The organism is Aeromonas sp. R7-5, assembly GCF_040908015.1.
Classification (GTDB): domain Bacteria; phylum Pseudomonadota; class Gammaproteobacteria; order Enterobacterales; family Aeromonadaceae; genus Aeromonas; species Aeromonas caviae.
Window position 1 is genome coordinate 56,152 of sequence record NZ_JBFOCZ010000033.1, and the last position, 24,011, is coordinate 80,162.

Annotated in this window: 19 protein-coding genes, 14 tRNA genes and 1 riboswitch; of the genes, 19 read left to right on the top strand and 14 right to left on the bottom strand. The window is 62.3% G+C overall.

The genetic code is table 11. The features are described 5' to 3' along the window. Positions 1-278: 278 nt before the first annotated feature. Positions 279-485 (top strand): YgdI/YgdR family lipoprotein, encoded by a 207-nt coding sequence (locus AB5Y53_RS15585; RefSeq protein ID WP_041215736.1) that lies wholly within the window; start codon positions 279-281, stop codon positions 483-485. Between the two features lie 55 nt (positions 486-540). On the opposite strand, the gene AB5Y53_RS15590 is transcribed toward AB5Y53_RS15585, so the two are convergent. Both AB5Y53_RS15590 and AB5Y53_RS15595 read right to left on the bottom strand, forming a co-directional pair. After that, entirely contained in the window at positions 541-4,101 is a 3,561-nt protein-coding gene (locus AB5Y53_RS15590; RefSeq protein ID WP_368182501.1) for an ATP-binding cassette domain-containing protein, read from the bottom strand. Between the two features lie 97 nt (positions 4,102-4,198). Continuing rightward, positions 4,199-5,476 carry an alpha/beta fold hydrolase gene (locus AB5Y53_RS15595; RefSeq protein WP_368182502.1) on the bottom strand — a complete coding sequence of 426 codons (1,278 nt, stop codon included), beginning with the start codon at positions 5,474-5,476 and terminating at the stop codon, positions 4,199-4,201. A gap of 236 nt (positions 5,477-5,712) precedes the next feature. Between AB5Y53_RS15595 and AB5Y53_RS15600 the strand changes: the two genes are divergently transcribed. Both AB5Y53_RS15600 and AB5Y53_RS15605 read left to right on the top strand, forming a co-directional pair. Continuing rightward, on the top strand, positions 5,713-5,847 hold the full coding sequence (locus AB5Y53_RS15600) for a hypothetical protein (protein WP_080560565.1): 135 nt from the start codon (positions 5,713-5,715) through the stop codon (positions 5,845-5,847). A gap of 251 nt (positions 5,848-6,098) precedes the next feature. Next, complete coding sequence (locus tag AB5Y53_RS15605; RefSeq protein WP_257713785.1) at positions 6,099-6,224, top strand: hypothetical protein; 126 nt, start codon at positions 6,099-6,101, stop codon at positions 6,222-6,224. 64 nt (positions 6,225-6,288) lie between these two features. Here the strand turns inward: AB5Y53_RS15605 and AB5Y53_RS15610 are convergent. Further along, positions 6,289-6,364 (bottom strand) — tRNA-Asn (locus tag AB5Y53_RS15610). 5 nt (positions 6,365-6,369) lie between these two features. After that, positions 6,370-6,445: transfer RNA gene (locus tag AB5Y53_RS15615), tRNA-Phe, on the bottom strand. 381 nt (positions 6,446-6,826) lie between these two features. Between AB5Y53_RS15615 and rraB the strand changes: the two genes are divergently transcribed. Beyond that, on the top strand, positions 6,827-7,162 hold the full coding sequence (rraB, locus tag AB5Y53_RS15620) for a ribonuclease E inhibitor RraB (RefSeq protein ID WP_010675493.1): 336 nt from the start codon (positions 6,827-6,829) through the stop codon (positions 7,160-7,162). Between the two features lie 68 nt (positions 7,163-7,230). Here rraB and AB5Y53_RS15625 read toward each other — a convergent pair whose 3' ends face one another. Next, a complete protein-coding gene (locus AB5Y53_RS15625) occupies positions 7,231-9,204 on the bottom strand; it encodes an EAL domain-containing protein (RefSeq protein WP_069652056.1) in 1,974 nt (657 codons plus the stop codon). 166 nt (positions 9,205-9,370) lie between these two features. On the opposite strand from AB5Y53_RS15625, the gene AB5Y53_RS15630 reads away from it, so the two are divergent. Further along, positions 9,371-9,865 carry a hypothetical protein gene (locus AB5Y53_RS15630; RefSeq protein ID WP_029314787.1) on the top strand — a complete coding sequence of 165 codons (495 nt, stop codon included), beginning with the start codon at positions 9,371-9,373 and terminating at the stop codon, positions 9,863-9,865. A 100-nt stretch (positions 9,866-9,965) separates the two neighbouring features. Here AB5Y53_RS15630 and AB5Y53_RS15635 read toward each other — a convergent pair whose 3' ends face one another. Genes AB5Y53_RS15635 through rsgA form a run of 5 tightly spaced genes read right to left on the bottom strand, consistent with a single transcriptional unit; the run spans position 9,966 to position 12,807 of the window. Beyond that, positions 9,966-10,367, bottom strand: coding sequence for a hypothetical protein (locus AB5Y53_RS15635; protein ID WP_201996414.1), 402 nt, complete (start codon positions 10,365-10,367; stop codon positions 9,966-9,968). Positions 10,368-10,369: 2 nt separating this feature from the next. Beyond that, a complete protein-coding gene (locus AB5Y53_RS15640) occupies positions 10,370-10,621 on the bottom strand; it encodes a DUF2960 domain-containing protein (protein ID WP_010675489.1) in 252 nt (83 codons plus the stop codon). A 4-nt stretch (positions 10,622-10,625) separates the two neighbouring features. Further along, positions 10,626-10,874 (bottom strand): VF530 family DNA-binding protein, encoded by a 249-nt coding sequence (locus AB5Y53_RS15645; protein WP_041212447.1) that lies wholly within the window; start codon positions 10,872-10,874, stop codon positions 10,626-10,628. Beyond that, positions 10,871-11,743 carry an archaetidylserine decarboxylase gene (gene asd, locus AB5Y53_RS15650; protein WP_368182504.1) on the bottom strand — a complete coding sequence of 291 codons (873 nt, stop codon included), beginning with the start codon at positions 11,741-11,743 and terminating at the stop codon, positions 10,871-10,873. Before asd ends, AB5Y53_RS15645 begins: the two co-directional genes overlap by 4 nt. Before the next feature lie 29 nt (positions 11,744-11,772). After that, the gene (gene rsgA / locus AB5Y53_RS15655) at positions 11,773-12,807 is read right to left on the bottom strand and encodes a small ribosomal subunit biogenesis GTPase RsgA (RefSeq protein ID WP_041215718.1); all 1,035 of its coding nucleotides are present in this window, start codon (positions 12,805-12,807) and stop codon (positions 11,773-11,775) included. 91 nt (positions 12,808-12,898) lie between these two features. On the opposite strand from rsgA, the gene orn reads away from it, so the two are divergent. The 8 genes from orn to AB5Y53_RS15695 all read left to right on the top strand — a co-directional run bounded on the left by orn (position 12,899) and on the right by AB5Y53_RS15695 (position 14,410). Further along, positions 12,899-13,444 carry an oligoribonuclease gene (gene orn, locus AB5Y53_RS15660; RefSeq protein ID WP_042014296.1) on the top strand — a complete coding sequence of 182 codons (546 nt, stop codon included), beginning with the start codon at positions 12,899-12,901 and terminating at the stop codon, positions 13,442-13,444. Between the two features lie 177 nt (positions 13,445-13,621). Continuing rightward, positions 13,622-13,697, top strand: a tRNA-Gly gene (locus AB5Y53_RS15665). 25 nt (positions 13,698-13,722) lie between these two features. Then, positions 13,723-13,798, top strand: a tRNA-Gly gene (locus AB5Y53_RS15670). Between the two features lie 32 nt (positions 13,799-13,830). Then, positions 13,831-13,906 (top strand) — tRNA-Gly (locus tag AB5Y53_RS15675). Between the two features lie 114 nt (positions 13,907-14,020). Continuing rightward, positions 14,021-14,096: transfer RNA gene (locus AB5Y53_RS15680), tRNA-Gly, on the top strand. Between the two features lie 24 nt (positions 14,097-14,120). Beyond that, positions 14,121-14,196 (top strand) — tRNA-Gly (locus AB5Y53_RS15685). 38 nt (positions 14,197-14,234) lie between these two features. Further along, positions 14,235-14,310 (top strand) — tRNA-Gly (locus tag AB5Y53_RS15690). Between the two features lie 24 nt (positions 14,311-14,334). Continuing rightward, positions 14,335-14,410: transfer RNA gene (locus AB5Y53_RS15695), tRNA-Gly, on the top strand. A gap of 406 nt (positions 14,411-14,816) precedes the next feature. Here AB5Y53_RS15695 and AB5Y53_RS15700 read toward each other — a convergent pair. The 3 genes from AB5Y53_RS15700 to AB5Y53_RS15710 all read right to left on the bottom strand — a co-directional run bounded on the left by AB5Y53_RS15700 (position 14,817) and on the right by AB5Y53_RS15710 (position 18,183). Next, a complete protein-coding gene (locus AB5Y53_RS15700) occupies positions 14,817-15,026 on the bottom strand; it encodes a cold-shock protein (protein WP_005297820.1) in 210 nt (69 codons plus the stop codon). A 295-nt stretch (positions 15,027-15,321) separates the two neighbouring features. Next, entirely contained in the window at positions 15,322-15,981 is a 660-nt protein-coding gene (locus AB5Y53_RS15705; RefSeq protein WP_319900950.1) for a LysM-like peptidoglycan-binding domain-containing protein, read from the bottom strand. Between the two features lie 99 nt (positions 15,982-16,080). Further along, positions 16,081-18,183: a methyl-accepting chemotaxis protein gene (locus tag AB5Y53_RS15710; RefSeq protein ID WP_368182506.1), complete on the bottom strand. Its 2,103-nt coding sequence runs from the start codon at positions 18,181-18,183 to the stop codon at positions 16,081-16,083. A 263-nt stretch (positions 18,184-18,446) separates the two neighbouring features. Here AB5Y53_RS15710 and gltX point away from each other — a divergent pair, with 263 nt between their 5' ends. From gltX to AB5Y53_RS15740, 6 genes are all read left to right on the top strand, one after another. Further along, positions 18,447-19,862 carry a glutamate--tRNA ligase gene (gene gltX, locus AB5Y53_RS15715; protein ID WP_368182508.1) on the top strand — a complete coding sequence of 472 codons (1,416 nt, stop codon included), beginning with the start codon at positions 18,447-18,449 and terminating at the stop codon, positions 19,860-19,862. Between the two features lie 383 nt (positions 19,863-20,245). Then, positions 20,246-20,321: transfer RNA gene (locus AB5Y53_RS15720), tRNA-Ala, on the top strand. Between the two features lie 28 nt (positions 20,322-20,349). Further along, positions 20,350-20,425: transfer RNA gene (locus AB5Y53_RS15725), tRNA-Ala, on the top strand. Between the two features lie 63 nt (positions 20,426-20,488). Then, positions 20,489-20,564 (top strand) — tRNA-Ala (locus AB5Y53_RS15730). Between the two features lie 48 nt (positions 20,565-20,612). Then, positions 20,613-20,688 (top strand) — tRNA-Ala (locus tag AB5Y53_RS15735). Between the two features lie 34 nt (positions 20,689-20,722). Then, positions 20,723-20,798 (top strand) — tRNA-Ala (locus AB5Y53_RS15740). Between the two features lie 614 nt (positions 20,799-21,412). Here the strand turns inward: AB5Y53_RS15740 and AB5Y53_RS15745 are convergent. Continuing rightward, positions 21,413-23,554: an ExeM/NucH family extracellular endonuclease gene (locus tag AB5Y53_RS15745; protein WP_368182509.1), complete on the bottom strand. Its 2,142-nt coding sequence runs from the start codon at positions 23,552-23,554 to the stop codon at positions 21,413-21,415. 293 nt (positions 23,555-23,847) lie between these two features. Further along, positions 23,848-23,931: riboswitch (cyclic di-GMP riboswitch) on the top strand. Positions 23,932-24,011: the final 80 nt, after the last annotated feature.

Here is a 24,011-nt window from a genome sequence, read left to right on the forward strand (position 1 = left end):
TTTTGCAACATATATCAGACAATTCCTATGACCAATCTCGGATTATTCCTTTCTTTGAACAGAAGGCACAATAAATGACCGGGTATGTGACTGCGTGTTGATAATTCAGCATGCCGGACGTAATGACTTTGTTTCTGGTATCTGTGCGGGGTGTCGTATGGATTTTGTCTGGTGGGGTTGACTTTTTGCTCTAATTTTGTGGTTGCTGCAGTCTGAAACCCACCCTGAGCTAGGCTTCATCTATCACCGCCAGGGTGAGCGTGAAGAAGGGGAGAGTGATGAAAGCTGTGATGATGCTGGTTTGTCTGTTGGGATTGGCGGGGTGCAGCTCCCAATACATCATGAGCACCAAGGATGGCAAGATGATTGCCACCGACAGCAAACCCAGGTTGGACGAGACCACAGGCATGTATCGCTATTACGATGAAGAGGGGAGGGAAGTGCACATCAACAAGGACGACATCACCCAGATCATGGAGCGATGAGGCCCTTCTCAAGCAGCAAGGGCTGCCCGCGGGCAGCCCTTGTTATTCTTGGCGCTCATGCCGTCTGGGGCACCTGACGGTTGACCTGGCCGGCAAACAGCTGGTGGAAGCGGGAGTGGGAGTTGGCCAGCAGGCTCACCGGCGAACCCTGCTCCACCACGGTGCCGGCCTCCATCACCACCACCTTGTCCACCGACAAGAGCGGCTCCAGATGGTGGGCGATCACCAGATAGCTGGCCTCCGGCCGGTAGCGGTAGAGCAGCTCCGCCATCTTGCGCATGCCGCCGTGATCGAGATCCGAGGTGGCTTCGTCCAGCACGATGAGCGGTCGGCGCGACAGCAGGATGCGGGCGATCACCAACAACTGGGTCTCGCCGGCGGAGAGTTGCAGCCTGTCGAGATCCTCATCCAGCCGCCCGGCGCAGCGCTCGGCGAGGCCCACCCGGGCCAGCGCCTGCTCAAGCACGGCGTCCTCATGCTCGGTCAGGGGCGTCAGATTGGCCCGCAAGGAGCCAAAGAAGGTGAGCGGGATCTGGGAGACGGTGTCGTAGAGATCGCGCACCGCCTCCGGTGCAAGTCGTGACAGTGGCTGATTGCCGTAGAAGATCTCTCCCTGGGAGGCGGGATACATGGCCTGCAATACCCCGAGCAGGGAGCTTTTGCCTGCCCCGGTACGCCCGCACACACCCACCTTTTCACCTGGGGCCAGCTCGAAGCTCACCTTGTGCAGCGCCCACTGGCTGGTCTGGGGGTAGCGCAGCCCCAGGTTGTCGAAGCGCACTGCGGGGTGAGGGGTGGCGAGGGCCTCTCCCTCCTGGCGTTCGCTCTCTATTTCGCTATATTCGCGCACCCGCTCCACCGCGTTCATCACCTGTTCCACCTCGGCAAAGGTGCGGATGAGGGAGTTGAGCATGGCGGAAGCGGTAAAGGCATAGGTGATGGCAACCGCCCCCAGCAGCGGGCTGTTGCCAAAGGCCACCATGAGTGCCACGGCCCCCACCAGGGTGGCGGAGAGCAGGGTCTGGTGCATGCCGAGCCAGCGGTTGATGGAGGTGGTGGTGTACCAGCTGCGCAGGTTGTTGTCATAGTGGTGCAGCACCTGGTCCAGCGCGAAACGCTCGGCCCCGGCCAGGCGCAGGGCGGGGGCGCCGCGGATGGTCTCGCTGATGCTGATGTAGAGCGGGGAGCGCAGCACCGAGGACTGGCGCCGCAGCTTGAGTTGCACCGCCCGGTAGCGGCGCTGCAACACATAGAGCGCCCATCCCACCAGGGGGGCGATGAGCAGCAGCAGGGGAATATTGATGCCGATCACCACCACCTGCAAGGCCACGGACACCAGCATGCCGAACAGTCCCACCAGCATGGAGAGCAGCATCTCCTGCGCCTCCCCCAGATCCCGGTCGAAGCGGTTGAGGATGCGCCCCTGGGGTACCTTGTCGAAGAAGGCCATGGGGGCGCGGCTGATGCGCCCCAGCATGCCGTCAAACAGGGTCCAGGCCAGCTTGAGGCCGAGTTTGTAGTTGATGACTCGCACCGCCATGATGCAGGCGAGGGAGCCCGCCCCCAGCAGCACATAGATGCCGAGCAGGGTCGTGACGTCGCTCACCTCGGCCTTGCCGCCGAGCCAGAGATCCGAGGCGATGCGCAGCCCTTCCTGGCCCAGGGTGAGCAGCAGGACGAGCAGGATGGCACCGGGGGCGGCGAGGCGCTGCCACATGAAGCCAAACAGTCCCCAGTCCACCTTGCCCTCCACCACTTTCTCCTCGCTGAACTGCTCCGCCTCCTGAGGGGGCACCGGCGGGGCGGGCTGGGGATGCTGGACAAGATCCGCCAACTGGTGGGCATCGAGCTCCACCAGGCGCCCCTGCTCAATGCGGATCACCCGATCGCACCTGGCCAGCACATCCGGGTCGTGGCTTACCAGGAGCCGGGTCGGCCCCGGCTTGAAGGCGAGCCCCTGCTCCAGTACCTGGGCCGCGACCATGGGGTCGAGCGCAGACAAGGGGTTGTCCAGCAGCAGGATATCGGCCCGGGCGTAGAGGGCGCGAGCCAGGGCGACCCGCTGTTGCTGGCCGCCGGAGAGGCGGGTGCCGAGCTCCCCCACCAGGGTTTGATCCCCGTGGCTGAGCAGCGCGAGATCGGCCGTGAGGGCGCAGGCGCCGAGCACCCAACGATAGCGCTCGGCGTGCCAGGGCTGGCCGAACAGGATGTTGTTGCGGATGGTGTCGTTCATCAGCCAGGGTTTATGGCCCAGATGGGCAACCCGGCCGTGGCGACGGATGCTGCCGGCAAACTCGCTGTCAAAGCCGGCAACCAGATGCAGCAGGCAGCTCTTGCCCGCCCCGGTGGCCCCGGTGATCCCCACGAGCTCCCCCGGTGCGATGGCGAGGTTGGCTCCCTCGAGCACCGGTTTTTGCTGGTGCAGGGCACTGACGCCTTCCAGGTGGAGGGTCCCCGCCGGCAGGGCGGGATCATCGAGTTCCCGGTGCTGCTCCGGGCTGTTCAGGAACTCGCACAGCCGGTTGAAGCCGGTGTTGAAGTTGATCAGGGTGCGGATGAGGTAGGGCAGTCGCATCATGGGGATGCGCAGCACGGTAAACAGGGCGATGGTGGTGAACACCTGGGGCAGGGTGAGGGTGTTGCCCGACGCCAGGTAGGTGGTGAAGGTGGCCAGGGTCACCAGCAGGGGAGTGCTCAGCATCAGCCCTTCGTTGATGGCATCGAGCCTGAGCACCCGGCCCAGCACCCCCAGCTCCTGCTGGCGCTTGGTGTTGGCCGCCCGGGTGAAGAAGGGGCCAAGCCCGTTCTGGCGCACCAGCCGCAGCTTCTTGATGTATTCCGCCAGGATGCCGTTGCGCTCGTCCTGTTGACGCTTGAGCTGCTGCTCCTGCTGGTTCATGCGCCGTACCACCCGGGTGGAGATGAGCAGCAGCAGGGCCAGCACCGCGAAGCCCACCAGACCGGCACTGCCCACCTGCCACACCAGCAGGGTGATGGTGCCGATGAGTTGCAGCGCCATGGTGACCGGCATGGCGGGGTCAGCCAGGATCCAAGTGACATCCCATACGTCCCGGTTGATGAGGTTCTGCACCCGGCCGCCGGCCCTGTCGTCGAAGCTCTTGCCACCCTGTTTCATCACCTTGGCGAGCAGGGACTCGGCCAGCAGACGGCGGATGGGCACGTGCATCTTGAGGGCCAGTTGCAGGGAGTGCTCCGCCAGCATGCCGGCGGCGAGCACGGAGGCGAACAGGGCCAGGGCCAGCAGCAGCTTGTGGCCGGTGGTGGCATCGGTGCCGAGCTGGGTCATGCTGTGGTTGAGCAGCCAGGGGCTGGTCAGGGTGGCGAGCATGCCGAGCAGTTGCAGCAGGGTGAGCAGGCCAATCCGTCCCTTGTAATGACGCCAGATAAAGGCGGTCAGAGGCCAGGGGCGCACCGGCTGGCGGGCGGTGAGCGCGAGGAAGGCGTCGGCGCGGCCGTCGCGCCTGTCTTCCGGCAGCAGGGGATAGAGATCGTCGAGACTGACCTGGGGCTGGGTCAGCCCCTTGCGCAGCAGCGGGCCGGTCCAGCGATAGAAGAGGCGACTCAGCCAGCCGGCCGAGATTTCCGGATGATCCAATGGGTGTCCTTGTTGTTTTGTGTTGCTTCCATGGGCGGGGCGGCTCATGGGCCGCCCTCGAACTTGTCGTCTTGCTGCGGGCGTGCGCCCGGCGGGATCAGCGATCCCGGTTCATGCGGATGAGACGGTCCAGGATCCGCTCGCCATCGACCCGCAGGCCGTTGTGTTCGTACTCGTTGGTGATCCAGGCACGGCTGTTGCCAAGCCCCTTCAGGGTGTCGCGGCTGAAGTCAAACTCCACGTACATGTCCTCGGCATAGACGGCGCAGGCCACCGGCACAGTGTTGCGGGCCAGCTGCGCCGGATCGTAGAGGGGGCCCCAGTCCGCTTTCTGGGCAAGCAGGTGGGCGGCCTCCTTCAGGGGAATGAGGTCACGGAACTGCTCGAACATCCAGGGGAAGATCATCTCGCCGGTGAAGGCAAAATCCTTGCCTGGCGCCCAGGCCAGGGCAGGGAACTCCCTTCTCACCCGCTCGGCCGCCCAGTTGCTGGCACTCCCTTCGCAATAGATGAGCTCGTGCAGGATGGCGAACACCGGGTTGGTGTTGAACGGCTGCATGGCCTGCACCTGATAGAGGAAGGCGGGGTTGAGGCGTTCGCCGATGAAGGCGTCTTCCAGCAGGAAGTAAAGTGCCTCGAAGGCGCCGCTGGCCCCCAGATCCAGCCCCTGCTGCTGCAACTGCTCCACCGTCAGGCGCTGGCCGTTGGGCAGGCGCACGTCGTGGTGGTGCAGGTGGTTGGCCAGCCGGTTGGCCAGGGCCTGGGCATGGGGGAAGCGGGTGAAGAAGGCGCGGTTCTTGTCCGCCACCCGCTGGTAGGTGGCGCGGTAGACCTCATCCGCACTGCGCCCGATGGGGGCCACGCCGCCGGTGAGGTAGACCTCGTGCAGGCTCCGCGGGAACAACGAGAGGTAGGTGAGGCTGCAAAAGCCGCCGAAACTCTGGCCGAGCAGGCTCCAGGGGCGCCCCGGGCTCAGCACCTCGCGAATGCATTCGGCGTCGCGCACTATGCTGTCGGCGCGAAAATGGCCGAGGTAGTCCGCCTGCTCACTTGGGGTCATCCCCGCCAGGGCGTCAGCACTGATGGGGGTGGAGTGGCCGGTGCCGCGCTGATCGAGCAGCAGCACCCGAAACTCCTGCAGAGCCCGCTTGATCCAGCCGCCATCGGCGGTCGGGCGAGGAGCGCCAAAGCCCGGGCCCCCCTGCAAATAGAGCAGCCAGGGCAGATCATCATCCAGCTTGTCCTTGCGGCAGAGGGTGCGGCCAAACAGGGTGAGGGTCGCCTCCTCGTCGGGATGCTGGTGGTCGAGGGGCACGGTAAAAAAGTGTGGCTCGCAATGGATGCCATCCAGCACATAGTGCAAGGGGCTGCTCATCTGGGGTCTCCCTGAGGGTAGGAAAATCGTCGGGCTCATCATAGCCCTGGCGCAGGGGCGGGTCACGCCGGTTTTCCAGATTGTTAACAGAGATGGAGCCTGAGGTCGGTGCCGTACAAGGTGTGGTTTCGCCGCTGTTGACGGCTGGCTGCAACTGGACAAAGATGAGCCGCCTGCCGGGACGGGCAGGGATAGGTCAGCACCCCGGGTGCAGGAAACTGGATGGAGTTGGCTCGATGAAGCCGAGATGGATACGTGTTCGCAAGAGACGCACACAGAGGGATCCGGAGGGGGTGCTGCAGGTGGGTTTGCTGGTGTTCAGCGCCACCTGTGGTGCCACTCTGTTGCTGGCGGCCTGCAATGGCGGTTAGCTGAGTGAAACAGACCCGCTTGTCATGAGCGGGTTTTTTCATGCCGGAGCAGAAGGTCGGGACCTGCCTGTAGCCCTTTGCTGACGCGGGTTTGCGGTATGCAGAGTACGGCTGCTATGGTCAATTTACGACCGGATCCACAGAGGGAGGCGATCATGAACAGTCGTGAAAAAGTCCTGGCTCATTTGGCCACAGATCACCGGGTTGCAGGATTGACCGCTGGCGAGGCACTGGCTGGCATGAGCCACTCGATGAGTTCGCTCCTGCTGCAACAGGATCAGCACTTCTTCCGCCGCCATGCGGACGACCCCTGTCACGAAGTCGCCCGTGCCTGCTCGGCTGGACACGTATGGCATGGGGACGAAAACCACTACTAGCCCCGGCATGTGAGTAAATGACAGATGCAAAAAGGCCCGCTCATCTGAGCGGGCCTTTCGAATTTGGCTCCTCCTACTGGACTTGAACCAGTGACATACGGATTAACAGTCCGCCGTTCTACCGACTGAACTAAGGAGGAATAGTTGGTGCCCAGAGACGGAATCGAACCGCCGACACGGGGATTTTCAATCCCCTGCTCTACCGACTGAGCTATCTGGGCAACGGCGCGCATTAAACCCTTTCTGGACTGAGGTGTCAACCACAGGCCGCAGATTGATGTACCGTTCGCTCGATATCCGAGCAATCTTCCCGTGATTGGACCGGTTTTCTCGTTTTAACCATGAAAAGAGGGGCACCTGTGGGGCAGGGGGGGCCGACGGCCAGCAGAATATCATGAAGGGGGGCGAGCTGTCTGACGTGCCGAGGGCTGCCCGCTGGCGCCAAGCCGGGAGAGGCGCCAGTTATCTTGGCCCATCGATTGAGCCTGCCGCGCTCTGCGGGTATGCTTTGCCGCACTCATCCCCTGGCCATGGTCCGGGCCGACGCGGCTGGCAGGGGTGACATCCATCCAACATCGCCTGGGGTTTATATGAATACCAATATGCAAGAGTGGCGCGAAGAGACCGCCGCCATCGTCAACGAGCTGCTGGCCGATGGCAGCAACCCGGATCTGGATTACGAGATTGAGCACCACTTTGCCTGCCAGAAGTTCGATCTGCTGGAGAAGGCGGCGGTCGATCTGTTCAAGGCCGGTTTCGAAGTGACCGACGCCGAGGAGATGGAGCTGGACGACGGCGCTACCATCTTCTGTTTCGACGCCATGGTGGAGTGCAAGCTGGACATCGACACCATCGTCGCCGACATCGAGAAGATGCTGCCCATCCTCGAGAAATACGGGGTGGACTACGACGGCTGGGGCACCTACTTCCAGGAGTAAGTGCGTCAGATCACGTACGCTTTGCAAAAACAACAAGGCCACCCTCGGGTGGCCTTGTTGTTGCTGGCTTACTGCTCCGGCAGCTGGTAGCTGCGGGCAAAGTCGGCCGGTGGGAGGGGGCGGCTGAACAGATAGCCTTGCAGCCGATCGCAACCGACCTGCACCAGCCAGGCCTGCTGCTCCGGCGTCTCCACCCCTTCGGCGGTGATCTTGATGCCAAGCTCATGGCCCAACCCGATGACGGAACGCACGATGGCGGTGGTGGCCTGGTTGGTGGCCAGCCCCTGGGTGAAGCTTTTGTCGAGCTTGAGGGTCGCCACCTGCAGCCTGGGAAGATAGGCGAGGGAGCAGTAGCCGGTGCCGAAGTCGTCGATGGCGAGCTGGAAGCCCGCCTCGATGAGGCTGGCCAGGTTGCTCTCTATCTCGTCGGCATTCTCCATCAGCACCCCTTCGGTGATCTCCAGCTCCAGTTGCCAGGGGGCGAGCCCGTGGCGCGCGATGCAGTCGAAGATCTGCGGGCAGAGCTCGGGATCGCGGAACTGCAGGGGCGAGAGGTTGATGGAGAGCACCAGATCCGGGGCCGCCACCTGCCAGCGGGCAAGTTGGGCACAGCCGAGCTCCAGCATCAGCTGGCCGAGCTGGCCTATGAGCCCCAGCTCCTCCGCCAGCGGAATGAACTCGTCGGGGGAGATCATGCCGAATTCGGGATGGGGCCAGCGGCAGAGCAGCTCAGCCCCGTGCAGCCGGTTGCTGTGGGTACAGATGATGGGCTGGTAGACGGCGGTCAGCTCGGCGGACTTGATGGCGAGTGGCAACTGGGCGGCGATGAGCTGGCGGCGTTTGAGCTTGGCATCGAGTGCGGGGTCGAACAGGGTACAGTGCTGCTGCTGGCGCTTGCCCTGGGCCAGGGCGGCCTCGGCGTGGCTCAGCAGACGCTCGGCATCCTTGGCCTTGCCATGGGCGATGCCGAGGAACACCGGGATCTGGATCCTGTGTTCTTCCACCTGATAGGGCGTCATCAGCTCCTGCTGCAGGTTGCGGCTCCACGTATCCAGAGAGAGGGGGAGCTCGGGCAGCAGCAGGGCGAAGTCATCCGCCGCGACCCGGCAGAGCAGGGACTGGGGCGGCGCCAGTCGTTGCAGGCGACGGGCCACCTGGCTCAGCAGGCGGTCGGCGACCCGTATGCCGAAGCGATCGTTGATCTCGCGAAAATGTTGCAGATCCACCAGCAGCAGGCTGGCCTTGCGGGCGCCCAGATGACGGCTGGTCTGGAGGAAGTGGGAGAGCTTGAGCAGGCCGGTCAGGCTGTCGTAGTGCTGCTCCTGCTGCAACTGGGCCTGGGTGGTGCGCAGCCCGGTGATGTCGCGGCTCAGGGTAAGGATGCCGAGGGAGTTGCCCTCGTCATCCGGCACCTCGACCCGGGTGACCTCCAGATGGCGGCCTCTGCCCTGGGCATCCACCACGCAATACTCCCCCTGACCCAGGGTTTGTTCGACGGGCAGCCGGGGCGGGACGCGCCGACCCAGAGCCTCGCTTGCCACCAGCCCCATGAAGTCGAGAAAGGCCTGGTTGCAGTCGATGAGCACGCCCTGATGATCCTCGAGACGGATGAGGTCGGGAATGGCATCCAGCAGGCGGCGTTGCAGCAACTGCTGCTGGCGGAAGGTTTGCTCCAGCTCCTTGCGCTGATCGATGGCGCTGACCATGGCAAACAGGGCGATGGGGTCGCCGTGCTCGTCATACAGGGGAACCTTGTTGATCTCCATCCAGCTGGCGCCTTCGCCGCTGTGGCAATGGAGCTGCTGGTGCAGCAGGGGTTTGCCGTCGGCCAGCAGGCGGTCATCTTCCTCCCGGAATACATCCCCCCAGGGCATCTCGGCATCGCTTTTGCCAATGAGTTCGCTCGGGTCTTGCAGGCCGGCTTCCCTGGCGAATGCCTTGTTGGCAAACAGGTACCGTCCGTGCTTGTCCCGGCAGAAGATATTCATGGGTAACTGGTCGATGATCTGCTGCAGCAGCGCCAGGGAGAGCGAAGAAGTCACGAGAGCACTCACGGGGGAGACTTCGAGCAAATCTATGATAACAGGTGGGTTTTGTAAAGCCTGGGTTAAGAGTACGCCATTTGTGCGGATCCCTGCTGACAGCCTGTGTCGCGATCGCCATAATAGCCGCCGGTTGGCCTATGGCCTTATGGATGAGAGAAGCAGCATGAAGAAGATAATGGGGGGCGCCCTGGCCCTGTTGATGGTGGGTTGTGCGAGCGACAACAACGGCGGCGAGCAGTATCGCTATACCCCGCCGGTTGCCAAGGCAACCAACAACACCCAGGAGATGGCGATCCCGGTGGATCTGGTGTGGGCCCGTGCCGAGAAGTGGTTCGGCGATCACGGCCTGAACATCGAGAACAGCCAGCGTGGTGCCGGTCTGATGACCGCCAACGTGGAAAACTCGGCCGATGGTCTGGAGTGGCTGGATTGCGGCACCATGGGGTCCAAGGTGGCGCTGGGCAACCCCAACCTGCAGATCAACCTGATCATCACCCAGAGCGGCAACAACAGCGTCGCCACCGTGAATGTCAAGGGCAATACCCAGCTCTACTTCGTCGAGTCCTCCGGCGAGCGGGTACTGGCTCCCTCCATCACCCCGGTGTGCGTCTCCCGCGGCAGCCTGGAACAGAGCCTGTTCTCCACCCTCGGCAACTGATCCTGCCGGGTATCATGAAAAACCCCGTTGCGTGCAACGGGGTTTTTTTATGCCTGCTCCGCGCCCATCAGGGCGTGAGGGGAGGGATGGCGCCAGAGGATCAGGGGGTCAGATCACCGTGATAGAGCACATGGTCGCCGGATTTGAGCACATAGCCCTTCCAGGGGAAGAGCTGATAGCCACCGCCCTGCCAGGACCAGTTGCCCTCTTCGCCCTGGCGGATCAGCCGGATCGGCTCGCCCTCTGGCAGGGTCAGCTCGGCCTGACTCTGATCGGCATTGAACAGCACGAAAGCGCTGACGGTCTGACCGGCATCGGTCGGATTGAGGCGAATGCCCTGCTCGAACAGCCGCACGCACTTGCCTGCCAGCGCCGACCATTGATAACCCGCGCTGCCGATGCAGCCATGTTCGTCGCGATCCGCGCCGACCAGGGGCTCCCTCGGTGTCGTGTTGCAGGCGGCCAGCAGCAGGGAGGCGGCCATCAGGGTCAGGGTGCGCATGCTTACTCCTTGGCGTCCCGTTCGATGACGATGTTGGAGAAGCCCAGCTCCTTGAAGTAGTTCTCCCGGTAATCCTTCACGCTCTTCTTGTCGCGGCGGCACACCTGGGCCAGCTGCTCTTCCATGGCGTGGAAGCGGGTCAGATCGATCCCCTCGGCGGCGGCAACGGCATCATAGATGCTGTTGAACTTGTCGTTGGCGTAGCCAATCTCCCTGGCCTGCTTCTTGTAGGTGTAGGTAATCTTGAACGCCATGGCGTCACTCCTTCTCTTTGGCCTGCTTGCGCTGGACGTACAGATAGAGGCTTTCGACCTTCTCTCTGGCCCAGGGGGTCTTGCGCAAGAACTTCAGGCTGGACTTGATGCTGGGATTATCGGTGAAGCAGCGGATATTGATCTGCTGCCCCAGCGCTTCCCAGCCATAGTGCGCGACCAGGGCGGTGACGATGGCCTCCAGGGTCAGCCCGTGCAGCGGGTTGTTCTTCTGGGAAGCGGGTTGATCGCTCATACCTGCGCCGCCAGGGTGGCAAAGGGCTGACCCATGCGGGTGGTGACCCCGTTGGCCAGGTGCGGCTCGAAACCGGCCAGCATGCCCGGGCCAAACAGGCAGACGACTGTGCTGCCCAGCTTGAACAGGCCCATCTCGGCCCCCTTTTGCAGAGTGATGGCTTCATCGCCGGTGTAGTCCCAGCGCACCACCTTCTTCTCTTTGGTCGGCGCTATGTTGCCGGCCCAGATGGTTTCGATGCTGGCCACGATAGTGGCACCGACCAGCACCAGGGCCATGGGGCCGTGGGGGGTTCGGAAGGTGGCCACCACCCGCTCGTTGCGGGCAAACAGGTTGGGCACGTTCTCGGCGGTGAGGGGGTTGACGGAGAAGAGATCCCCCGGCACGAACACCATGCTCTCCAGCACGCCGTCCAGCGGCATGTGGATGCGGTGGTAATCCTTGGGTGCCAGATAGATGGTAGCGAAGTCGCCATCCTTGAACGGGGCTACCAGATCCTCATAGCCCCCCAGCAGCTCGCGGGCGCTGTAGTCGTGGCCCTTGGCCTGAATGATGCGACCTTGGCTGATCGGCCCGAGCTGGCTGACGGTGCCATCCACCGGCAGGGCCAGGGTCATGGCGTCTTCCACCACGGGGCGGATGCCGGGTTTGAGCTCGCGGGTGAAGAATTCGTTGAAGCTCTTGTAGTGGGCAGGGCTCTCGTGCAGCGCCTCGCTCATGTCGACCTGGTACTGCTTGATAAAGGCCTCGATCACTTTGGTGGTGAGGTTGCCCGCTTCGGCGGCGGCAAGTTTGCCCATCAGGCGGGAGAGGGCGTGTTTGGGCAGGCAGTATTGACCGGCAATTTTCAGGTTGTCAGTGATGCTCATGATCTTCATCTGGGAATGAGTTGAACGGGTCACAGCCGCGCCTGTTGGCGACCGTGGCGGGCTTCCTGCATGGTTTCCAGGATGCGGTGGTAGTTGTGGAAGCGATCGGCGCTGATGGCGCCCGCTTCGACCGCGGCGCGCAGGGCGCAGCCGGGATCATCCTTGTGGGTGCAGTCGCGGAACTTGCAGCCACCCAGGTAGTCGCGAAACTCGACGAAGCACCAGGTGATGCGGTCGGCTTCCAGGTGCCAGAGGGCGAACTCGCGGATCCCGGGGGAGTCGATGAGATCGCCGCCGCTCGGGAAGTGGTAGAGCCGCGCCGTGGTGGTGGTGTGCTGGCCGAGCCCCGAGTTCTCGGAGATCTCGCCGGTGAGCACGTCCAGCCCCGGCATCAGGGCGTTGGTGAGGGACGACTTGCCCACCCCGGACTGGCCCACGAAGATGCTGATCTTGTCGGTGAGCGCCGCCTTGAGGGCGTCGATGCCCTCACCGCTCTCGCAGCTCACCAGCAGCACCTCGTAACCGAGCTTGCGGTAGGTCTCGAGCTGGCGCTCGATACGGGCGCGGGCCGCGTCATCGAGCATGTCGACCTTGTTCAGCACGATGAGGGGCGCTATCTCCACATCTTCTGCCGCCACCAGGTAGCGGTCGACGATGTTGGTGGAGAACTCGGGCATCACCGCCGAGACGATGATGATCTGGTCGATGTTGGCGGCGATGGGTTTGACCCCGTCGTAGAAGTCCGGCCGGGTCAGCACCGAGTGGCGCGGGTGCACCGCCTCGATGACGCCGGCTGTCGCGGCATTGAGGCCGGGGCGCCACACCACCTTGTCGCCGCACACCAGGCTGCTGATGCTGCTGCGCCGCAGGTTGCTGCGGTGGATGGCACCATCGCTCGCCTCGACATCCGCGTGCTGGCCGAAACGGCTGATCACCACCCCTTCGATGGCGGGGCCGAACAGGGTGTCATCTACCACTGTGGTGTGCTCTTTTTGCAGCCGCCGCTCGCGGTTGGCCTGGACGCGCCTTTGTTGACCCAGATTGAGTTTTGCTTTCTTTGCCACGGGGTTTGCCAGTTTATGAACAGATTCAAAGCCAGTATGATACATGCAAATTGGCAAAATTCCGCCATTCCTCCCAATAGAGAGAGCAATCATGACAGTCAGCGCGCAGAACCTGGTATGGATCGACATGGAGATGACGGGTCTGGACCCCGAAGAGAACGTGGTACTGGAGATCGCCACCATCGTCACCGACAAGGACCTGAACGTGCTGGCCGAAGGGCCGGTCATCGCCATCCACCAGAGCGAGGAAGAGCTGGGCAAGATGGATGACTGGAACGTCAACACCCACACCAAGAGCGGGCTGGTGGCCCGGGTCAAGGCGAGTGAATACGACGAGGCCAAGGCCGTTGCCGAGACCCTCGCCTTCATTCGCCAGTGGGTGCCGGAGCGCACCAGCCCCCTGTGCGGCAACAGCATCGGCCAGGATCGCCGCTTCATGGTCAAGCACATGAGCGATCTGGAAGCCTTCTTCCATTACCGCAACGTGGACGTCAGCACCATCAAGGAGCTGGTCCGTCGCTGGCAGCCTGAACTGCTGGATCAGTTCAAGAAGAGCGGTTCCCACCAGGCGCTGGACGACATCCGCGAATCCATTGCCGAACTGCAGTTCTACCGCGCCCACGTCTTCAAAATCTGAGTGGTTGGCAAGGGTTTGCCGTCGTTCGGTTGCTAAAATCAGCAGTTCGGCCAGCTTTTGAGCGAACGGCTGCAACCAGACAAAAAAGCCCTTGCAATTGGAATGTCTGCTCTTATAATTCGGCTCCCGTACAGTAGCGCAAGCAACCAAATGCTGTACGGTCTGTTTTCAGGTTTTGCGGGAATAGCTCAGTTGGTAGAGCACGACCTTGCCAAGGTCGGGGTCGCGAGTTCGAGTCTCGTTTCCCGCTCCAAAATGTTTGCTGATGACGTTCCGATGCGGGAATAGCTCAGTTGGTAGAGCACGACCTTGCCAAGGTCGGGGTCGCGAGTTCGAGTCTCGTTTCCCGCTCCAATCATCAGCACAGCCTCAAGACAATCCATGTTGCGGGAATAGCTCAGTTGGTAGAGCACGACCTTGCCAAGGTCGGGGTCGCGAGTTCGAGTCTCGTTTCCCGCTCCAATATGCAGTACCGGAGTCACCGCGTTGGTAGAGCATGTTCAGTGCTTGCCAAGGTCGGGGTAGCGAGCGCGAGTCTCGTTGCTTGCTCCAAAAATATGTAAGTGATATTCCGATGCGGGAATAGCTCAGTTGGTAGAGCACGACCTTGCCAAGGTCGGGGTCGCGAGTTCGAGTCTCGTTTCCCGCTCCAATCACTTGCAGATGACATTCTGTTGCGGGAATAGCTCAGTTGGTAGAGCACGACCTTGCCAAGGTCGGGGTCGCGAGTTCGAGTCTCGTTTCCCGCTCCAAACAGTGTCCAGTAAATATATGTAAGTGACATTCCGTTGCGGGAATAGCTCAGTTGGTAGAGCACGACCTTGCCAAGGTCGGGGTCGCGAGTTCGAGTCTCGTTTCCCGCTCCAATCACTTGCATATGACATTCTGTTGCGGGAATAGCTCAGTTGGTAGAGCACGACCTTGCCAAGGTCGGGGTCGCGAGTTCGAGTCTCGTTTCCCGCTCCAATCTCTCTTCGACGTCCTCATAATCCCTTTGAATTGCCCATCACATCGCGCCGCGATGATTTGTCGTATCCGGCGTTTGCCTGCTTTCTCTCTTCCCCGCACATCCCAAGTCATAAGACCAAGATGTATTGCTTGCTAATAGCCTCCCGGAGATCGGGTACAACCCTTTGCGGTCGGCTAACAGGCTTGGCAGGGCCTGAATGACAGACAGTGGCTCGGTATAAGTTAAAACCGGGGCATTTAACCAAAACTCATAATTTTGATTTATAGCGGCTGGTGGCGGCCATAAACGGCTTGCAGGTGGGGATGGCAAGCCCGGCAAGAGCTCAGCCGATCGGGGAGGGGAAATCGCGGGCAAAAAAATAGGAGGGGCGATGGCTCCTCCTACGGGTTCACTGGCGCTGGCTCAGATAACGGTGACGTTCTCGGCCTGAGGGCCTTTTTTGCCCTGGGTCACAGTGAACTGGACTTTTTGACCTTCAGCCAGGGTCTTGAAACCTGCGCTCTGGATGGAGGAGAAGTGAACGAAAACGTCCGGTCCCTGGGATTGCTCGATGAAGCCAAAACCCTTGGTTTCGTTGAACCATTTTACTTGGCCGGTGCGAATGTCAGACATGTGGTAAGTCCTATCTATAACAAAATGAAACTAAGCCTGGTTGGGCAGCATTTGCCTGGAAGTCAGGGGTTGAAGCATGACTGACCACGTCTCTTTGTCCCAGTAGCATGTAGCACAATCCCTGTCTAAAGCCTGACCGATTGTACTGGAGCCCGATCCCTTGTCAATTTGGCACTTTTCATTTTTTGAGCGAGCTAAAAGTATTGTGAAGTCAGCAGCTTGTTTCATGCTTCACATCAAAAAAAACGGGAGGCCATGGCCTCCCGTCTGCATAAGAGGGGGTGGTCGAGCCCCCTTATTCCTTGAGGGCGAACCCTTCCCCCTGGCGGTCGTAGCGGTAGCTGACCTGACCCAGAGAGCGGACCTCGACCCGCTGGATGCGGCGGCTGGTGTCCACCAGGATGAACACCGACTTGCCCGACTGCAGCCGGGTCAGCGGCCTGTCCGGCCCTTCGATGGCGATGAGCCGGCTGAGCTCGGCCCCCGGCAGCTCGAACTTGCGGAAGATGGAGTAGAGGGTTTCACCGGCCTGCACGTCGTGCTGCAACCAGGTGCCATCCACTTTCTCCTCGACGGGCTTGGCGGCCTGTGGCTCACCGGCGTTGCCGACGGTCAGGGCCTGGGCCGGCACGGCCAGAGGGACCGCCAGAGAGCCTGACGGCGCCGTGGTCGGGGCGGCGGGGGCGGGTTCCCAGGCCAGCAGCAACAGCCAGAGCGGCACCAGCACCAGCAGGCCAATGGTGTGCTTGCGCGGCAGGGGGCTTGCCAGCTTGAACGAGGCCGCCTTCGGCTCCTTGTTGCGCTGACCCAGGCCACTCATACCCTGGCCGAGACGCTGGCGCAGGGGCAGGGTAGCCGCGTTGATACGTTGGAGCAGGGTTCCTTGTGATTCGTCTTGGCGACGCTGCTGGGCTCGTCTGTTATGGCCACGTGGGCGACGGTCCGGGGTGGGCACGGCATTTACCTCTCACTACATTGCCTGCCATCAGGCAAATATGCCGCCTATGGTAAACGGACTCGCCCCCGAGGGGGAGAGTCCGGAGCATGAAAATTATCAGCTGAGACGAAACTGACCCAACAATTGCTGCAAACGTTCCGCCGCCTGACGCAAGGCCTGACTGGCGTTGGCCGTGCTGGTGGCGTCCCTGGCGATGTCGTTGGCCAGTGCGCTGGTTTTTGACAGATTGCCGGAGACGGTCTCGGAAACCGAGCTCTGCTCCTCGGCGGCGGAGGCGATTTGGTAGGTCATGTCGTTGATGGTGGCGATGGCCTGGAAGATGCTGCCGAGGGCCGCCTCCGCCTGATCCGCTTCCCCCACCGCCTGATGGGTCAGCTGCTGGCTCTGCTGGATGGCGTTGACCGCGTTGGTGGAGCTGTGGCGGATCTTGTCGATCAGCTCCTGGGTATTCTGCACCGCCTGCTGGGTGTTGCCCGCCAGCTTGCGCACCTCGTCGGCCACCACCGCAAAACCGCGCCCCTGCTCCCCGGCCCGAGCCGCCTCGATGGCGGCGTTGAGCGCCAGCAGGTTGGTCTGATCGGCGATCCCCTGGATGACGGTGAGGATGCTGGTGATCTGCTCGCTGTCGTGAGCCAGCCCTTCCACCACCTCGGCTCCCTTGCCCGCCTCGGCAGCCACCTTGTGCATGGAGTGGATCACCCGCTGGAAGCGTACCTTGCCCTCGTCCGCCGCGCTCTGGGCCTGCTTGGCGGAGTCGGCGGTGTTGTTGGCGTGGGTGGCCACCTCCTGGCTGACATAGGACATCTCCTGCACCGCGGTCAGCATCTGCTCCATTTCCGCCTGGTGATGCTGCAGGTTGTTGTCGGTCTGGCCGGCGATGCGATCGGTATCCCCGGCGTGGCGATGGACCTCGCTCGCGGTCTTCTGCACATCCCCGAGCAAGGCCTGCAGCTTGTCGATGAAGCGATTGATGCCCCGGGCCAGGGCCCCCAGCTCGTCCCGGGAGCGGCTCTCCAGGCGCTTGGTGAGATCCCCCTCGCCGTCGGCGATGTCATCCACCAGGCTCACCATCTGGCGGATGGGGCCCGTGATGCTGCGGGCAATGACCAGCATGGTGCCAAGGGCCAGCGCCAGTACGATGAGGGCACCGATGAGCTGTTGGGTCATGGCGGCGCGGTTCATGTCGGTGAGCTGGCGTGCCAGCTCGTCCGCTCCCGCCAGCACCACCTTGTAGGGCAGGGTGACGATGATGGCCCAGTTGCGGGCCATGCCGGGCACCGCGATGGGCACCGAGATGCGAAACGCATCGTCGAGCTCCTGGCGCTGCACGTCCGGTTTGAGGTACTGCTGCCAGCCGTTGCCGAGCACCTTGTCGGCGCGGCTGCCGAGCAGGCTGGCGTCGCCGCTGGTACCGGTGATGACGCCGGCGGCGCTGACGATCAAGGTTTCCCCCTTGCCGTCATAGATGTTGCTGTTGAGGGACTGGGCCTGGCGGCTGATGGAGTCCACCGCCAGATCCAGCGCGGCGATGCCCCTGAACTGGCCATCCACCAGGATGGGGGTGGTGATGGTGCTCACCAGCACCTGCTGGCCGTTGATGTCCACCTTGAAGGGGTCGATGAGGCAGGGGCGCCCCTCCCGTTTCGGGCAGGCGTAGTAGTCGTTGGCCGGGTTGCCGAACTCGTCCGGATCGCTCTTCTCGATGGAGAGCAGCAGGTCGGTGCCGATGCTCTCCTTGTCGCGATAGAAATAGGGAACGAAGCGCCCCTTGTCGTCACTGCCGAGCGCGCTCTGGCCGGCGAAGCTTTCGTCCTGGCCGTCGAAGCCGTTGGGTTCGAAGCCCGCGAAGGCGCCATAGAGCTGGGGCTCCAAAGCAAGCTGGGCCTTGAGCAGGTCGGTGGCTTGCTGGCGATCCAGCGGCAGCTTGCCCTCCTGCTGGCGGGCGAAGACGCTGGCCATCTGCTGGGTGTAGGAGAGCCCCTTTTGCAGCAGCTGGGTGATGGTGGCGGCCTCGGCACGGGCGTTGGCGCTCACCTTCTGCCACGCCTCCTGTTGCAGGGCGGCGCGGCTGGAGTCGATGGTGAGCTGCTGGGTCTGCCGGCCTGAATACTGGTTGAGCAGGATCAGGATGACCAGGGCCGTGGTCATGGCGACACCGGCCAGTACCAGGATACGATTCTGGATAGAACGAAACTGCATCGCGCGTTCCTTGTATCGTTGAGGGTTCGTTGACGGGGTGACTGAAGTATCGGCTGTGCGGGAGATCTCTCCAGCGACCTCGCCTAGCTAAGCGGGAAAAAAGGGAAAATTCTGAGACATCACTCTAAAACAGCGGTTTTTGCGGGAATAGACCCTATTTTCCCCTCTGCCTCGCCATGGTTTTCCCATCCGTCATTGTCGGTGCTAAAATGCGACGGTTTTTTTAACGAATTGGCCCAAGGCCCTCTACACAAGGCTTAAAGATGAAAGTCAAAACCCGTTTTGCTCCCAGCCCGACCGGCTTTTTGCATGTCGGCGGTGCCCGTACCGCACTCTATTCCTGGTTGTTTGCAAAGAATCAGGGCGGTGAGTTTGTGCTGCGTATCGAGGATACCGATCTGGAACGTTCCACTCAGGAGGCCATCGACGCCATCATTGAGGGCATGGAATGGCTGGAGCTGAACTGGGATGAGGGCCCCTACTACCAGACCAAGCGCTTCGATCGCTACAACGCGCTGATCGACGAGATGCTGGCTGACGGCCGCGCCTACAAGTGCTACTGCTCCAAAGAGCGTCTGGAAGCGCTGCGTGAAGGCCAGATGGCCAACGGCGAGAAGCCCCGTTATGACGGAAAGTGCCGCGACCACGACCACGATCACCCGGCCGATGCGCCGCACGTGATCCGCTTCCGCAACCCGACCGAAGGCTCCGTGGTGTTCGATGACCACGTCCGTGGCCGCATCGAGTTCGCCAACACCGAGCTGGACGATCTGATCATTCGCCGTACCGACGGCGCGCCGACCTACAACTTCTGTGTTGTAGTCGATGACTGGGATATGGAGATCACCCACGTGGTGCGTGGCGAAGACCACATCAACAACACCCCGCGCCAGATCAACATCTACAAGGCACTGAACGCGCCGGTACCGGAATTTGCCCACGTCTCCATGATCCTGGGCGACGACGGTGCCAAGCTCTCCAAGCGCCACGGCGCCGTCTCCGTAATGCAGTACCGCGACGACGGCTACCTGCCGGAAGCGCTGCTGAACTATCTGGTGCGTCTGGGCTGGTCCCACGGGGATCAGGAGATCTTCACCCTCGACGAGATGATCAAGCTGTTCAGCCTGGATGCCATCTCCAAGTCTGCCTCCGCCTTCAACACCGACAAGCTCTTGTGGCTGAACAACCACTACATGCGCAACCTGGATCCGGCCTATGTGGCCAAGCACCTGGCCTGGCACATGGAACACCAGCAGATCGACACCAGCAATGGCCCGGCGCTGGCCGACGTGGTCACCCTGCTGGCTGAGCGCTGCAACACCCTGGTGGAGGTGGCCGCCCAGAGCCGCTACCTGTTCGAAGATTTTGAGGCCATCGACGAAGCCGCTGCCAAGAAGCACCTGCGCGGTGTGGCTGCCGAGCCGTTGGCGCTGGCCAAGACCAAGCTGGCGGCCCTGGAGACCTGGACCACCGAGGCGCTGCACGAGCTGATTGAAGCGACCGCCGCCGAGCTGGGTCAGGGCATGGGCAAGGTCGGCATGCCGCTGCGTGTGGCTGTCACCGGTCTGGGCCAGTCTCCTGCCATCGATGCCGTGATGGCGCTGGTGGGCAAGGAGCGGGTCCTCGCCCGTATCGACCGCGCCCTGGCGTATATCGAAGCGCGCATGGCCGCCGAGTAAACTTGCCGCCGCACATTGCCGTCACCGGTCTGGGGTAATCTTTCCCCTGCCATCGACGCCGTGATGGCGCTGGTGGGCAAGGAGCGGGTCCTCGCTCGTATCGACCGCGCCCTGGCGTATATCGAAGCGCGCATGGCCGCTGCATAAACATCGGCCATGGCATGAAAAGGGCCTCCTGACGGGGGCCCTTCGTATTTTGGCCTCAAGCGGATTTGCGACGTAAAACAGCGACATAGCGACGAGGTTGGCGGTAAAAACAGCTAACTGCCTGAATTTTGACTAAACGCTCCAGCGGGCGAGAATTTTGGGTTGACAGCAAAGCGGGTGATGCCTATCATGCGCCTCCGTTGCCAGAGATAACTTTGGTAGCGCCGAGGTGAGTTGGGGTTATAGCTCAGCTGGGAGAGCGCTTGCATGGCATGCAAGAGGTCCGCGGTTCGATCCCGCGTAGCTCCACCAAATTCTCCTCGCACAATCTGGAATCCAAGGGGTTATAGCTCAGCTGGGAGAGCGCTTGCATGGCATGCAAGAGGTCCGCGGTTCGATCCCGCGTAGCTCCACCAGGTTCCCGATTGACATGAAGTACCCAGGGCAGTGCGGTGTGTATCACCCAGGCCGACCTTTGTGGGGTTATAGCTCAGCTGGGAGAGCGCTTGCATGGCATGCAAGAGGTCCGCGGTTCGATCCCGCGTAGCTCCACCATTATTGAGGATGAATGGCCGCCAGAACCATTCATTGAGTACCGAATTTGGGGTTATAGCTCAGCTGGGAGAGCGCTTGCATGGCATGCAAGAGGTCCGCGGTTCGATCCCGCGTAGCTCCACCAAATTCAGAGTGATTCAGTATCACTCACACACACCGGGGTTATAGCTCAGCTGGGAGAGCGCTTGCATGGCATGCAAGAGGTCCGCGGTTCGATCCCGCGTAGCTCCACCATCTTTCGCAAGAAAGCACCAAGGCCACCGCATCACGGTGGCCTTTTTGTTTGCCTGTCATTTGGATTTCCCATGATCTCGCCCTTTGCATTTGTCTGGCAAATGGCGTTTCACCCTGTCCGCGAGGGCATCAGCGGTCCTGGCCGCCGCTGACGGGGGTGAGGGGGGGATTGGCGCCGATGCCGCCATGGCCATGGCGCGGGCTGCACGATGCCATCCTCTGCCGCGTGGCGGTTGGCTCGTTCGGCAGCCTGCGATGGTGCTTCACACTGTCCGCGAGGGCATCAGCGGCCCTGGCCGCCGCTGACGGGGGTGAGGGTGGGGATTGGCGCCGATGCCGCCATGGCCATGGCGCGGGCTGCGCGATGCCATCCTCTGCCGTGTGGCGGTTGGTTCGTTCGGCAACCTGCGGGATACGCTATCCGGCCCCTGGTGTCAGCACCGGGTTTCCCCGTCGACAGGGTGCCAGCCCCTCGGGAAAGGGGTGAGGCGGGGCAACAGGGTATTTATTCATCCCATGATGTGGCCCTTTGCATTTGTTTTTCAAATGGCCATGGCACAAAAAAAGCCCGCGATCATCGCGGGCTTTGCACCTGGCATCGAGGATGCCGCGTCTTAGCGACGGCGCCGCCAGGCGAGCGGCAACAGGGCCAGCAGCAGGGCGCCCATGGCGCCGCCACCCCCCTTGCTCGCTTCCTTGAGCTTGAGGTCGACGATGACGGGGTCGTGGTCCGAGGCGCTGAAGGGGTTGTCCGACTTGATGAGATCGCCGGTGTAGGCGCTGCCATATTCGAACAGGTTGCTCTCGAAGGAGTTGATGTGCCAGTCGGCCACCGCCACCACCTTGTCAGCCAGCGCCGGGTTGGCGAGGGCGTAGTCCAGGGTGCCGAGCTCGGCCTCGTAGCTGTAGGAGATGGCCTTCTCCTGGTTGAACTTGACGTTCAGATCCACCAGGCCGTAACCCTTGGCCACCGTCTGGCCCATCTGCTCATAGGGCTTATCGCCGATGTAGGTGTGGGAGGCGGAGCGGATCTGGCGCTCCCCCGCGACCGGCGCATAGTCGGTCAGCACCCGGATGGGATCCTCCTTGGCGTAGGAGTTGAAGTCCCCCACCAGCAGCACCTGCCCCGGCATCTTGCTCACCGCCTCCCCCAACACCTTGGCGGCGCTCACCCGAAACTCGGTGCACTTGCCCTGCAGATCCGCAGGCTCCGTCTTGCCATCCCCGTTCTCATAGCAGCCCGACCCCTTGGACTTGAGGTGGTTGACCACCAGGGTCAGGGGGGCGTCGCTGCCCGCCACGGTGAAGCGCTGGACCAGGGAGTCCCGCTGACCGGCGCTCTTGGTGACGCCGCCCGTGGTGTAGCGCTGCTGGGGCAGGGGGATGACGTCGGCATCCCCGCTCGGGGTGAGCAGGGCGGGGCGGTAGATCATGGCCACCATGATGGCGTCGCCGCCAAAGAAGCGATCCTCCGTGAGCAGGGCCTTGGGCAGGGTGATGAAGGCGTAGTGCTTGCTCGCCTCCTTCTGCCTGGCGTTGAGGCTCTCCACCAGATCGTGGAGGGCGGCGTGCTCGTCAAAGCCGTTGTTCTCCATCTCCATCAGGCCGAGCAGGTCTGCGTCCATTTCGGTGATGGCGTTGACGATCTTGGCGCGCTGCAACTGGAACTCCTCCAGGCTCTTGGCGCCGCGGTTGCAACCCTTGGCGCTGTCCGCATCCGCCTGATCCGCGCAGAGCACGTTGAGGGCGCCCCCCACGCTGGAGTGGCTGGTGAAGTAGTTGAGCACGTTGAAGCTGCCGATGCGAAGATCAGTGCCATCCAGGCGGGCCGGGGCGCTCTGGCGGTCGTTGTCAGCGGTGCGCAGCAGATCCCCCGCGGTGATGGTCTGATCCCGGGGCACGATCAGGCGGTACTCGTTGTAGCTGTAGCCGACCATGGCCTCCAGATTGACCGGGGCATCGCCGATGCGCAGGTAACCCTGCTCCGGCTCCCAGGCGGGCAGCCAGGGGAGCTTGCCGTCCCCCGCCTTGAAGTCCGACTCGAGGAAGACGCGGTTGCTGGCGTTGGCCTCGGCCAGCGCCACGGCCTCGGGGCTGCTCGCCACATGGAGCTGGGTCGGCTTCATCAGCGGGGCGCCGTGAGCGAGCACCAGGTTGTTGCGCCGCGCGGCATAGTCGTAGCTGAAGTTGCGGCTGATTTGGAGGGCGCTGTCGGCGTCAAGGCGCACCCGCATCCCTTCGTGACGTTCTAGGGCCCGGGCCAGGGTTTCCCCCTCCAGTACCCGCAGCGCCGTGGCGGCCGGGGCGGCGCCCTGGGCCAGGGTTGTCAGGCGCGGCGTGCTGCCGTCAAACAGGGGTTTGAGCTGGGTGTGGCCGTAATACTCCTCGACCTTGGCCTCCAGACAGACCAGGGCGCCCGGCTGGATGTCCGGGTACTTGCTGGCGAAGTGCTTGTCGTTGAGGTAGACGAAAATGCCGTCCGACGTCTCGGGGTTGCCGTCCCCCTGCACATCCAGCAGGTAGAAGCCCTTGTTGAGGCTTTCCCCCAGACCTGAGACTACCGCCTTGACCGAGACGCTCTGGGCGCTTTCGAACTGATCGTCCGGGACGAGGGGGCTCTTGTCGCCACTGCCCTGGATGGCGGGGATGGGGGTGAGGGCACTGTCGGCCGGGCAACTGAAGCCGGCGGCGTAGAGAGACGGGGACGCGAGCGCGAGCCCCACGGCCAGCGCCAGCAGGGTAGGTGTTCCTTTCATGGGTATTCCTTTTTTTATTTTTGCCAGTGTTTCCATAGCCTTGGCATCGTGGCCAAGGGCGCGCATTGTCACATTTCTGGCAGCTCTGACCAGTGAACCAACGCACATTATGAGGAGACAAAGGAGCCCATCTGCCATTTTTTGACGTGGCTAACAGTTTGATATTGATGATCTATTTGTCATCAGGTGGGAGCGAAAAGTGTGAGGCCGCCAGCATTCACATATTTTCCTTCGAGAATAAAGATTGAGCAGTGGTCACTTGCTTCCTATACTCGAGCCGTTCCTCACGGAACCCAGGCAAAGGGCAAACCGGCAGTGATGCCGGGACGCAAAGCCTCCGATCTGTCCCATCCGGGCCAGACAGCGGGGTTACCCAGGGTGACTTGAGGGTTTGTGGCCCGTCCATGGCCTGTTGTCGCTCCCTTGTTCCCTGTTGCGATTGCGCTTTTCCCGGTAT